Source organism: uncultured Bacteroides sp. (assembly GCF_905207245.1).
GTDB lineage: Bacteria > Bacteroidota > Bacteroidia > Bacteroidales > Bacteroidaceae > Bacteroides.
This window is the reverse complement of sequence record NZ_CAJLKP010000001.1, coordinates 218,475-231,624: the sequence shown is the minus strand read 5'-3', so window position 1 is coordinate 231,624 and position 13,150 is coordinate 218,475. Positions and strand designations below refer to the sequence as shown.

Below are 13,150 nucleotides of genomic sequence, written 5' to 3'. Positions count from 1 at the left end.
GATGATATTTTGTTCAAAGGCTGCAAATGAATTCGCAGCCTTTGAACAAAACTTCAATAGTATCTCAGGCGATTACATTTCCGCCTTTCTTGCCATATTCGGAAGGTAGGCAGCCAAAGTATTTCTTAAAACTGGTAGCAAAATAAGAAGGGGTATTGAATCCTACAAATGTGCTGACTTCAGACACGGTGTAGCGACCTTCTTTCAGTAATTTGCATGCTTTGTTGAATCGTATCTTACGAATGAACTCATTCGTCGATTCTCCGGTCAGGGCTTTCATTTTTAAGTGTAGATTGGAACGGCTCATGCACATTTCACGGGCAAACTCATCGGTAGAAAACTCTACGTTATCAAGATGTTGCTCCACAATACTTACCGCTTTTTTTAGTAATTCTTCATCTAAAGGATTGAGGGCGACCTTCTCCGGTTCTATCTCTAAGGAATTGGAATAATGTTCTATGGCACGGTACCTCGTACGGAATAAATTCTTTATTTTAGTTGTAACCAATGCCATTGAGAAAGGTTTGGGTATGTAATCATCCGCTCCCATTTGCAGGCCTTCTAATTGTTCTTTCAGATCTGTCTTGGCAGAGAGCATGATGACCGGAATGTGGCATGTGTATAAGTTCTGCTTAATATGTTTGCATAACTTCAGGCCATCCATAATTGGCATCATGACATCAGTCAGAATAAGGTCTATTTTCTGTTCTTTCAGAATGTGCAGAGCCTCTTCACCATTTTCCGCTTCCAGTATCAGGTAAGATTGTCTTAGTTCGTTGCTAAGATATTGACGGATGTCTGCATTGTCTTCCACAATCAGAATACTTTCGCGTTTCAGCTCATCGGTTTCTTCTACTTCTAGTGCAACTTTCTCATTATCATCTGTCTCTGTATCTATAATGAACATGCCTGCACTATTGGTCGAATGAATGGCTTGTCCGTTTTCAGTATCTGCTTCGGTGGCAAACTCTTCAGGTTTATATGCCTCCTCACGGTTGGGCAGGTAAATGGTGAAAGTGCTTCCTATCTCTTCAGAGCTATCCAACTTGATTTCTCCATGATGTAGTTCTACCAAGCGATGCACTAAAGAAAGTCCGATTCCTGTACCGATGTGTTCATTATCCACTTTATAGAAACGCTCGAAAATTTTGCTTTGCTTGCTTAGGGGAATACCTTGACCTGTATCTTTTACTTGCAACATCAATTTGTTGTTTTCTTCTTTTAAGATAATTGTGATGGCTTGCCCCTCATCGGTGTATTTAAAAGCGTTAGAAATCAAATTATTGATGATAAGTTCCAGATAGTTGGGATCGCACAACACTTTCTGGTCTTCTATTTCCGAATGGAAATTGTAAGTGATATTTTTGCGCTGGGCCACTCGTTCATAAAGTAGAAAGTTCTTCTTTATGACCAGATGGATTACGTTACGTCTGACTTTGAGATGGAACACTCCCAGTTCGGCCCGGCGGTAGTCCATCAGTTGATTTACCAGATGCAGTAAGCGGTTGGTATTCTTCTGGACATGTTCCAACTGCTTATGTATCCAGCGGTCGTTTACTTTATCAAGCACATCTTGCAAGGGAGCCAATATCATGGTAAGTGGTGTTCGCAATTCGTGCGATATATTAATGAAAAATTGGAGCTTCATCTCGTTCATCTGCTTTTGCCGTTCTTTGTCGGCAAGTTCCATCTGTATCTGCGCTTTCATGCTTTTGCGCATCCAGAAGTAGTAGAAAATGAAAACGGTGGCGGCAAGAAAGAGTACGATAAATAACAGTACAGCCCACCACGTTTTATACCAGACAGGAAGAACCTTCACTTCCAATTCGGTTGGTTGCTCATTCCACTTCCCGTCGCTGTTAGCGGCTTTCACCAGGAAATGGTAAGTGCCTTGTGGCAGATTTGAATAGGAAACGATACGGGAATTGTGGGTGTAATACCATTCTTTGTCATACCCTTTCAGCATATAAGCAAATGTATTATGATTGCCGGAAATGTAATTGGATACAACAAAATCCAGTGAAAACATAGATTGTTTGGCAGTTAGTGTAATGCTGCTGGTTTCACTGATATTCTTCTCTAATATACCGGTACCATCTCCCGGGCTAACTGTCTTATTGAACAGTTTTAGTCGCGTGATGACAACGGATGGTATATAGGGATTGTCCGGTAATTGTTCCGGTTGGAAAGTAGTAATGCCATTGATTCCTCCAAAGTACATCAATCCATTTTTCGTGTGGCAATATGCGTTGTTAGAGAATTGATTACTTTGCAAACCGTCATTACTTGTATAATTTCTGAATTTCTCTGTTTGCGGCTGGAAGCGGCTCAGTCCTTTGTCCGTACTGAGCCAAAGATAGCCGTAAGAATCTTCCATAATTCCATGTACTACGTTGTTGGGCAATCCGTGAGTAGTGGTATATTGTTTGATTTCTTTTGTCTTTTCGTCGAAGCGATAAATTCCGTTGCGCGTGCCTATCCAGAAAATTCCGTTTAACTTGGATTCGCATATACAATTCGTCATCTTGTAGGTGAAGGGTGATTGTTCCGGCAGTATGGAGCAATATTGCAGTTGTCCATCTTTCTCTGTATATACTCTTAAGCCTTTTTCACTGATTAGCCAAAGCCGGTGTTTACTGTCACGAACAATATCCGTAATCCGGTTATGTAGAAACGGTTTTCCATCTGCTTGCTTGGTTATGACAGTAAATGTCATGTTTGTAGGATTAAAGCGCAGTAATTCGTCGAGCCCACTGATCCAGAATTCTCCATTTTTTGTAGGCTCAAAAGTATAGATGTTGTTTGTCCTGTTATCACAAATCGTTCTGATATGTCCCGATTTACGGTTTAGAATACTGAGTCCACCTGTGTGTGTACCTATATAAACTAAGTCGTTCTTTTCATCTATATAGATAACTTTTACATCGTTCGCACCTAAACCTTCTTTCTGTGTATAGTGTTTAAAAGTGCGTGTATGTGGATTGTAACAGTTTACACCACCACTGTTTGTTCCTATCCAAAGGTTGTTTTGAGAATCTTCCCTAATACATCCCACGATATTGCAGTTTAGTGAATTTTCTTTGTCCGTGGATTGTATATTAGAGAAACGATCTTTGAAAGGATGGTAGTAATTCAATCCTCCGAAATAGGTTCCCAGCCACATTCCACCTTGTGAATCCATAAAGATATCACGAACAGATGTTTGCGAGAGCTTGCCGCTTTCTAATTGATCGCTGGTATAAATATTGAAATTATCATCTTTTTCATTATATATGTTCAGTGAATTAAGAGTTCCTATCCATAGGGTATTTTGTGAGTCGAGGCAAAGTGAACGGATGTAATTGGAACTGATTGAATGTTCTATTTTAGAGTTATGGGTATAATTGGTCACTTCTTTTGTCAGAAGATTAATAGAAAATAATCCTCTTCCTTCGGTTCCTACCCATAGTTGTCTGGGAGATTGCTTCAGTATAGTGTATATTTCTATTTCTTTCAGTATTTCAGGTGCAATGTTTTCCAATGTATTTGTGTGAATGGAATAAACGAATAATCCTTGCATGCTGCCTATGTAAATATGGTCGTCCTGTCGGTAGATAGCAGTCGGTGAAATGGAGGAAAGAGTAGGGATTGGCAGGTCCTTCAGATATTGCTTTGTTTCGATATCGAATAATATTAATTTCTTTTTCCTGGAAAATAGTAAAAGCTTATTGTTAACTTCTACTATTCCGTTAATGGATATTTGTTCTCCATTTTCTTGATAGTTGAAGTTCTCAAACCGATCCATATTGATATCATAGAGAGATAGCCCTTCATCGGTTCCTATCCAAATTCTGCCTTGTTTGTCCGTGATACAGGTGCGGATAATATCGTCGCATATGCTGTGTGGATCTTGTTCATTATGTTGATAAACGGTAAAGTCATAACCGTCGAATTTGTTAAGTCCGTTGTGAGTGGCGAACCACATATTGCCCTTTTGATCCTGGGTGATATCCACTACTGTACTTTGTGAAAGTCCGTCGTTCAGTCCGATATGTACAAAGCCAATAGGTGCTGGCTCTTGTGCAGAGAGTGGGAATATCAGCAGATTAGTCAAGAGGCATAAAAGGTATTTTGTCATTTTCTGTGGTATATAAGGTTATAGTACAAAGGTATAATAAAAATCTTTTTTCGGTGGCTAAATTAGTCTTTTTATACGTAGGCGGCTTTCTTATCTGTCTTTTGAATCTGTAGTTCCGTTTGTGTAGCTTTCGGATTTGTACAATCGACTTTCATTTTTGTTTAAAAATTGAATAGTATTGGCAAATAGCCTACTTTTATCTATAAATCAGGAGTGTAAAATAAAAAAAGGTTGAACTTTTCTTTTTTGGGGGGAGTTCAACCTTATTGGAAAGTGTTAAGCTGAATAATCTTCTTTACCTATTTATTGTTGCTAAATTACTCCTTTTTATATGTTTCAACTGGTAGCAATGTTCTTTTTATGATGTAAAATGTGCTTTTGGCTATCAATATTGTGCAAGAGACCTTCACATCTGTGCTAATACTACTTTGTTGCCATTGATCATCACTTATTCTTTTATCATTCCCCCCTTTTTTGTACCTTTGCTCCGTTAAAAGAATAATGAATGATAGTTTGTATTGCCGAAAAGCCCTCTGTGGCACGTGACATAGCTGATGTATTAGGAGCGAAAGACAGGAGAGATGGATACATTGAAGGGAACGGATACCAAGTGACCTGGACATTCGGCCATCTTTGTACGCTCAAAGAGCCCCATGAATACACTCCGAACTGGAAATCATGGAGCTTGGGAAGCCTCCCTATGATACCGCCCCGTTTCGGGATTAAGCTCATCAGTAATCCAACTTACGAAAAGCAATTCCATACAATAGAATCCCTCATGCAGAAAGCCGATATGATCATCAACTGTGGTGATGCCGGACAGGAGGGAGAATTGATTCAGCGCTGGGTGATGCAGAAAGCTGGGGCACGTTGTCCGGTGAAGCGGTTGTGGATTTCGTCATTGACAGAAGAGGCAATCCGCGAAGGTTTTGCCAAACTGAAGGATGCTTCCGACTTTCAACCTTTGTACGAAGCTGGGTTGTCCCGCGCTATTGGCGACTGGTTGCTGGGTATGAATGCGACGCGCCTCTATACCATGAAGTACGGGCAGAACAAGCAAGTACTTTCTATTGGCCGGGTACAGACACCTACGTTGGCGCTTATTGTAAATCGTCAGTTGGAAATACAGAACTTTGTCCCCAAGCAATATTGGGAATTGAAGACAGTATACCGGGATACTACCTTTGCTGCCATAATCAGGAAGAGTGAGGAAGAACTAATTCTGGAAGCAGAAAAGAATAAGGAGGCTATTGCTGCTGGAAAGAAGCCCAAGAAGGAGGAAGAAAATCGGGGAATAGATCCTATTACCAGTCAAGAGCAAGGTATGGCTCTGTTGGAACAAATCAGGAATTCTCCTTTTACGATTACAGATGTCACCAAGAAGGAAGGAAAGGAAGCTCCGCTTCGATTGTTTGACTTGACCTCTTTACAGGTGGAATGTAATAAGAAGTTTGCTTATTCTGCCGATGAAACGCTGAAAATTATCCAATCATTATATGAAAAGAAAGTTGCCACCTATCCGCGTGTAGATACAACTTTTCTGAGTGATGATATTTATCCGAAGTGTCCGGGTATCTTGAAAGGATTACGTGACTATGAAACTTTCACAAAACCCTTGGAAGGAACCACTTTACTGAAATCGAAGAAAGTGTTCGATAACTCTAAGGTGACGGATCACCATGCTATCATCCCCACCGGACAATATCCGCAGAACCTGACAGATATGGAACGTCGTGTGTTCGATTTGATTGCGAGCCGATTTATTGCAGCGTTCTATCCGGATTGTAAGTTCGCCACTACCACCGTATTGGGGGCAGTGGAGAATATTGAATTTAAGACTACCGGCAAACAGATATTGGAACCGGGATGGCGGGTTATCTTCGGAACTCCGGGAGCACAGTCGCAGGAAGAAAAGGAAATAGGTGAAGAGGAAAACGTGTTGCCTGTATTTGTGAAAGGTGAAAGCGGTCCTCATGTGCCCGATTTATACGAGAAGTGGACGCAACCGCCGCGTCCTTACACCGAGGCCACATTGCTGCGTGCCATGGAAACAGCAGGTAAGCTGGTGGATAATGATGAACTGCGCGATGCATTGAAAGAGAATGGTATCGGTCGCCCGTCTACGCGTGCGGCAATTATTGAGACGCTTTTTAAGCGGAATTATATCCGTAAGGAAAAGAAGAATCTGATTGCTACGCCTACGGGTGTAGAGCTAATTCAGATTATCCATGAGGAACTGTTGAAATCTGCTGAACTGACAGGTATCTGGGAGAAGAAACTACGTGAGATTGAGAAGAAAACCTATAACGCCGCTCAGTTTCTGGAGGAATTGAAGCAGATGGTTTCGGAAGTTGTCATGAGTGTGCTTTCGGATAATAGCAACCGGCATATCACGATTGTGCAGGCCGTTCAGGAAGCATCTGCCGGTGGGCAAAAGCAGGACGGAAAGGCAGCAAAAGAGAAGGGCGTCTCGAAGCCTAAACGACAGAGTAAACCGCGCAAAAAAGCATCTGAAGCAAAGGTGGATGAATCTGAAACAAAAAATAATATGTCTGAGGCAAAATCAGATATATCTCCTGTAAACGCTTCCCAGTCGCAGATTGTTGAGGGACAGATATGCCCGTTGTGTGGCAAAGGAACTATTATTAAAGGTAAGACGGCTTACGGTTGTTCCGAATGGCGGAATGGATGTACGTTTCGTAAACCATTTGAATAGATGATGAATATACAATAAACTGCCGGTTTTTCTGTTTATATAGGTAAATGATGATTTAGTAGACCTATACAGGATGAGTTTATATAAGCTGTTTTTATTTTCTCTTTTTTGCATCACTTTATTTCTCACTTCCTGTGGGGCAGGGCGAAGTCTGCGTCAGGCGGAACAAAGTTATGCCCGTGGAGAATACTTTGATGCTGCCCGTCATTACAAACAGGCCTATACCCGCACTTCTCCCAAAGACCGTCCGCAACGTGGAATCCTTGCTTACAAACAAGGTGATTGTTACCGGCGCATTAACTACACCTTGAAAGCCAAAGCGGCCTATATGAATGCGGTTCGTTACCGTTATCCTGACACTATCTCTCATTTTTACCTGGCGGAGATGCTTCGTAAGAATGGTGAATATGCAGCCGCTATACCTTATTATGAGAATTATCTTACTTACGCGCAGCATCTTTCTGATAAAAAAGAACGCAAAGACTCCCTGGCACATATTGGACTTATTTCCTGCCAACTGGCTCAAGAATGGAAAAAGAATCCTACCCGTCATATTGTAAAGCGCATTCCTATCCTCGTATCCCGCCGTAGCGATTATTCTCCAATGTATGCAGGTGACGATGCCGATATCCTATATTTTACTTCTACCCGCAATGAAGCGAAAGGTTCTGATTTGAACGGTATCACCGGTATGAAGAGCGCCGATATATTTCACTCCAAGCGGAATGAAAAGAAACAATGGCAAAAGCCGGAACCGCTTGCCTCCGAAGTGAACAGTGAATTTGAGGAGGGAGCTTGTTCTTTTTCGGCAGATGGCAAAACTATGTATTTTACTCGTTGCCGGACATTGCCCGATGCGCCTGCCTATGCTGAGATTTACGTCTCTCAACGTGCCGGGGCCGAATGGGGAACTCCTCAGAAATGTGCCATCATGAACGATACCCTTTCTTCCGTTGCCCACCCCGTCCTGTCTCCCGCAGGCGATTATCTTTATTTTGTGTCTGATATGCCCGGCGGACAAGGTGGACTGGACTTGTGGCGTATTAATGTAACCCGCGATGGCTTCGGTTATGTTGATAATTTAGGTCCTGACATAAATACTTCCGGTGATGAGATGTTTCCTACTTTTGCACCGGATGGCACGTTGCACTTCTCTTCCAATGGTCATCCCGGTATGGGTGGATTGGATATCTTCCGTGCCATCCCCGATAGTTTGACGGGACGCTGGCGCATTGAGAATATGCGTTCTCCCATAAATTCGCAGAGCGATGACTTCGGTATGACTTTCGAACCGGGTGCTCCTAATCGTGGTTTTCTTTCTTCCAATCGGGGAGATGCTCGTGGATGGGACCATATATTTAGTTTCGAACTTCCCGAAGTGCACCATATCTTGAAAGGCTTGGTATATGATAAGGAGGGGGATGTGCTGTCTGATGCACTTGTGACTCTGGTTGGTGATGATGGCACTTATCTGAAAATAAACGTGAAGAAGGATGGCACTTTCATGCAGGAATTAAATCCGGGTCGTCGCTATGCTTTGCTTGCTTCCTGTCGTGGTTACCTTAATGATAAGGAAGAACTGCTGACGGAGAATGTGAATGAAGACCGGCGTTATGAACTGGAATTTGCTTTGGCTTCCATCACCCGCCCTGTATTGATAGAGAATATCTTTTATGAGTTTGACTGTGCCGATCTGACACCGGAATCTGCGGTAGCCTTGGATGAACTGATACAATTGTTGAATGACAATCCGAGTGTTACTATTGAATTGGCTGCACATTGCGACTATAAAGGGAATGATGATTACAATCTCCGCCTGTCACAGCGTCGTGCTGAGTCTGTGGTACGTTATCTTATCAAAGGCGGCATTGATCCGGAACGCCTGACACCCCAAGGCTACGGGGAACAACAGCCCAAGACTGTGACTAAATTCACTCTTAAATCTGCTACTTTCCTAAAAGAGGGTGATGTGCTGACGGAAGAGTTCATAAAAAATCTCCCACCGGAACAGCAGGAGATTTGTAATGCAATTAATCGCCGTACGGAATTTAAGGTCTTGCGAACGATGTTTTTTTAATGAAGAATGAAGAATGAGGAATGAAGAATCTCCTTTTTAGTAAGCTTTCACCGCGCAGCTAAATTTTTCATTCTTCATTCCTCATTCTTCATTTAAATGTATTTCAAATGGAATTCCACCACTGCTTCAATTCCTTTCCGGAAGATATCCAATGGGATATTCTCATTCGGTGAGTGGATGGCATTTGATTCCAATCCGAAGCCCATGAGCACCGTCTTTATTCCAAGTACTTGTTCAAAAGTCGAAATAATAGGGATGCTTCCCCCACGGCGTACTGCGAGCGGTTTCTTTCCAAAGGCCTTCTCGAAACCTTTCTCGGCAGCCTGATAAGCTGGGAGGGTGATAGGACACACATATCCTTGTCCACCATGCATGGGTGTTACTTTCACTTGCACTGTATCCGGAGCAATACTCATTATGTAATCGGCAAACATCCGGGAAATTTTATGATGATCCTGATGAGGTACTAAACGACAGGATACTTTAGCGGTAGCTTTGGATGGGAGTACCGTTTTGGAACCTTCACCCGTGTATCCGCCCCAGATTCCACAAACATCGAATGACGGGCGACAACTATTGCGTTCCAGTGTACTGTAGCCTTTTTCTCCAAATAACTCTTTCACGCCAATGGCTGCTTTATACTTTTCCTCATTAAATGGAATATGAGCTATCATATCGCGTTCTGCCTGTGGCACTTCTTCCACATCATCATAGAAGCCGGGTACCGTGATACGTCCGTCGGCATCCACCACTTTGGCAATCATGCCGCATAATACATTGATAGGATTGGCAACTGCACCGCCAAAGTGTCCTGAATGTAGGTCACGATTAGGACCTGTTACTTCTATTTCCCAGTATGCCAGTCCGCGGAGACCGGTAGTTAGTGAAGGCAGGTCAGCTCCCAACATGCTGGTGTCTGATACCAGAATAACATCTGCTTTTAAAAGTTCTTTATGGTCTTCACAGAAAGCTTCCAGGCTGGGCGAACCTATTTCTTCTTCTCCTTCAAAGATGAACTTAACATTGTTTTTCAGCATGCCATGTTTCACCAGATATTCGAATGCTTTCACCTGGATAAATGCTTGTCCCTTGTCATCGTCTGCGCCACGGGCCCAGATATGTTCGTCGCGGATTTCAGGTTCAAAAGGTTCGCTTTTCCACAAGTCCAACGGTTCGGCAGGCATAACATCATAGTGTGCATATACTAATACCGTTTTAGCGGTAGGGTCCACTATCTTTTGTCCGAAAACAATTGGATTACCTTTTGACGGCATTACCAGTGCTTCGTCTGCACCTGCTTCAAGTAATAATTGTGCCCAACGCTCTGCACAAGCCAGCATGTCGTCATGATGTTCCGGTTTCGCGCTGATACTGGGAATACGGATGAGGCTGAACAAATCTTCCAGCATCTTGGGTTCGTTCTCTGAAATGTATTTCTGTATTTCGTTCATAAATAATATATAATGAGGGATTAGAAGGTGAGTAGAGTGATAGGGTGATAAAGTGGTAGGATGACGTCACTCTATTGCTTTATCGTCCTATCGCTTTACCACTTTGTTACCACTTTTTTATAACTGAGTTGTACGATCAATGAGATAGAAGTCCAGTATGGTCATGGCAGCCATTGCTTCTACAATGGGCACTGCGCGTGGCAACACGCATGGATCATGACGGCCACGGGCTTTCAAGGTTGTATCCACACCATCCAGATTGACTGTATGTTGTTCCATTAGCACCGTAGCTACCGGCTTGAAGGCAACCCGGAAGAAGATATCTTGTCCGTTACTGATACCTCCTTGGATACCACCTGAATGGTTGGTCTTCGTTTCAATGCGTCCGCAATTGTTGAAGAATACATCATTTTGCTCCGAACCTTTTTGTTTTAAGCCTTTGAATCCGTCACCGTATTCGAATGCTTTGGCAGCATTGATACTGAGCATGCCGGAAGCAAGTGCAGCCTGTAATTTGCCGAATACCGGTTGGCCTAATCCGATGGGACATCCTTTGATGACGCAAGTCACTACTCCGCCAATGGTATCACCTTGTCCCTTAATTTTGAAAATCAACTCTTCCATTTCCTTTGCCTTTACCGGGTCCGGACAACGTACTGGGTTGGTTTCTATCAAATCGAGATCATAAGCGGTATAGTTTTCTTCCAGACGAATAGGACCTACTTGTGAAGTATATGCCGTAATGCGTACACCCAGTTGGCGGAGTGCTTGTTTGGCAAGCGCGCCTGCCACTACGCGTGAGATGGTTTCGCGCGCTGATGAACGTCCGCCTCCCCGGTAATCGCGGATGCCATATTTCACCTTATAAGTATAGTCTGCATGCGAAGGGCGGTATACCTCTTTCATATTATCATAATCATTGGAATGCTGATTCTCGTTCCATACAATGAATCCGATGGGACATCCCGTTGATTTGCCTTTGAAGATACCAGAAAGGAATTCTACTTTATCACCTTCTTTCCGTGCCGTTGTAATAAGGGATTGCCCGGGACGGCGACGGTTCAGTTCCGCTTGCACGAAATCCATGTCAATGCGGATGCCTGCGGGAAATCCATCTATGACGCCTCCGATGCCTTTACCATGTGACTCCCCAAAGCTGGTAAGGCGGAGGATGTTGCCGAATGAGTTGAACATAATCTTTTGCTTTAATGGTTTATGTATAGGGTTAATTCATGCCAAATCCTTTGAATAAAAGCTTTTGGATGCCTAAAGATAACAAATAGTTATGGATTTTTTCTCATGAAGGGGGAGAAATATTATATTTTTTATGGAATGGGATGTTTTTTATAGCTTCTTGGGAAAATGCTTGTGGCTGCGAGTTTATTCTGTTGACAAATTCTTTTTCATAAAAGGTGATAATTAAAGCTTTGATGCTTAAAAAAAGAACAGCTCATCTTTAGAATAGACCTTGTCTGGTATTATTAAAAGCTGTTATTTTGCAGCCTGAAATCTTATTTTATCAAAAAGCATGATTACCCAGCGATGGGGAGTTAGTATTTATTAAACAAAAAGAATATGAAGAAGAATTTATTGTATTTGTTTGCATTGATTTGTTCAATGAGTTTGTTTACTGCTTGTAGCGATGATGACGATGAAGTAAGCCCATGGGCTGGAACTTATAAAATGGCAGACTACACGGCTACGGATTATAATTGGACGGAAAAAGAGACTATGAAGAATTGGCCTGTGACAAGTGCATTGTATACAGATTGGCAATTTACTGGTGATGATAATTATCCAGAATTCATTTCTGCTTTATTACGGTATTTGGGGGGCTCTATTTTACCTCAAGCTTTGAATTCAATTACTTTAGATAAAAGTGGTAGTATTGTAGCTGACTATGTTGCCAGTCCGGCAATAGCTCTGGATCCTAATTCTATAATGTCTATCTTTTTTACAGGTGCTTTTCCTGCTGCAAGTGAGATAAAAGCTAATTTTGCTACAAGTGGTTTTACTACTTCTCCCAAAGATTTGGCATATTGGAGTGAGAGAAATGGAAAATTTACTGTAAAATTGAATATTCCTGCTATCTTGACTGCAGCTACTGGAGCTGATGCCAGTGGTATGGCCGATGTTATTGATGAAATATTGAGTGGAAATCCGGCTACTGTTAAAGCATTGCTTGGTGGACTTTTGAATGCAGATCTTAGTGGAATACAAGATGCTACTATTAGCCAGATATTGGGTTGGGCTAAAGATGGAATACCTATGAATATTAAGACTGCTGATAATGGTCATACTTATATTTATTTGGATAAGAGTGCTTTTGATAATCTTTTCACTCTTCGTGATACGGGTGAAACGGATAATTGGGGAGATCCTATATTAGTGAGTGATTTGATATTGCTTTGGAATGCATTGGTAGAAGGTGGAATTGTGCCGGAGGAAGCACAAGCTGCTGGAATGTTTATTCAAATGATTGGTGGATATTGGTCAGTGACAACAAGCTTTAATTTAGGTTTGGACTTAGTGAGATAATCATATTTTCATGATAAATTAGAAGGAGCCGACTCAAAAGAATCGGCTCCTTTTTGTTTAATAACTAGCTCTATTGAAATAACAAAACAATTGAATGCCTTTAATTGTTTTTTATAATTAAGAGCCTTTTGTATTATGCTATATATGTATAGCTCTTCTAATTTATATTAAAAATAGAACATTAAAACGTAGAACAGACCTTTTTTATATACTTTAAAAGCTGTTTCTTTGCACACTTAATTTTTATTAAA

The 13,150-nt window shown here is 41.9% G+C and carries 6 protein-coding genes; 3 read left to right on the top strand and 3 right to left on the bottom strand.

Features of this window, described 5'->3' with window-relative positions:
* Positions 1–64 precede the first annotated feature (64 nt).
* Entirely contained in the window at positions 65–4,117 is a 4,053-nt protein-coding gene (locus QZ135_RS00860; RefSeq protein ID WP_294604966.1) for a hybrid sensor histidine kinase/response regulator transcription factor, read from the bottom strand.
* A gap of 505 nt (positions 4,118–4,622) precedes the next feature.
* Between QZ135_RS00860 and QZ135_RS00855 the strand changes: the two genes are divergently transcribed.
* The gene (locus tag QZ135_RS00855) at positions 4,623–6,833 is read left to right on the top strand and encodes a DNA topoisomerase 3 (RefSeq protein ID WP_294604964.1); all 2,211 of its coding nucleotides are present in this window, start codon (positions 4,623–4,625) and stop codon (positions 6,831–6,833) included.
* A 73-nt stretch (positions 6,834–6,906) separates the two neighbouring features.
* Positions 6,907–8,910 (top strand): OmpA family protein, encoded by a 2,004-nt coding sequence (locus QZ135_RS00850; RefSeq protein ID WP_294604962.1) that lies wholly within the window; start codon positions 6,907–6,909, stop codon positions 8,908–8,910.
* Positions 8,911–9,002: 92 nt separating this feature from the next.
* Here the strand turns inward: QZ135_RS00850 and QZ135_RS00845 are convergent, their stop codons facing one another.
* On the bottom strand, positions 9,003–10,361 hold the full coding sequence (locus QZ135_RS00845) for a dipeptidase (RefSeq protein WP_294604961.1): 1,359 nt from the start codon (positions 10,359–10,361) through the stop codon (positions 9,003–9,005).
* A gap of 117 nt (positions 10,362–10,478) precedes the next feature.
* Entirely contained in the window at positions 10,479–11,555 is a 1,077-nt protein-coding gene (gene aroC / locus QZ135_RS00840; RefSeq protein WP_294604959.1) for a chorismate synthase, read from the bottom strand.
* A gap of 381 nt (positions 11,556–11,936) precedes the next feature.
* Between aroC and QZ135_RS00835 the strand changes: the two genes are divergently transcribed.
* On the top strand, positions 11,937–12,899 hold the full coding sequence (locus QZ135_RS00835; protein ID WP_294604957.1) for a DUF4925 domain-containing protein: 963 nt from the start codon (positions 11,937–11,939) through the stop codon (positions 12,897–12,899).
* The last annotated feature ends 251 nt before the right edge of the window (positions 12,900–13,150 follow it).

Bases quoted from the DNA above. Each gene is read 5' to 3' on its own strand.
- aroC (WP_294604959.1), bottom strand. From the start codon at position 11,555: ATGTTCAACTCATTCGGCAACATCCTCCGCCTTACCAGCTTTGGGGAG.
- QZ135_RS00845 (WP_294604961.1), bottom strand. From the start codon at position 10,361: ATGAACGAAATACAGAAATACATTTCAGAGAACGAACCCAAGATGCTG.
- QZ135_RS00850 (WP_294604962.1), top strand. From the start codon at position 6,907: ATGAGTTTATATAAGCTGTTTTTATTTTCTCTTTTTTGCATCACTTTA.
- QZ135_RS00855 (WP_294604964.1), top strand. From the start codon at position 4,623: ATGATAGTTTGTATTGCCGAAAAGCCCTCTGTGGCACGTGACATAGCT.
- QZ135_RS00835 (WP_294604957.1), top strand. From the start codon at position 11,937: ATGAAGAAGAATTTATTGTATTTGTTTGCATTGATTTGTTCAATGAGT.
- QZ135_RS00860 (WP_294604966.1), bottom strand. From the start codon at position 4,117: ATGACAAAATACCTTTTATGCCTCTTGACTAATCTGCTGATATTCCCA.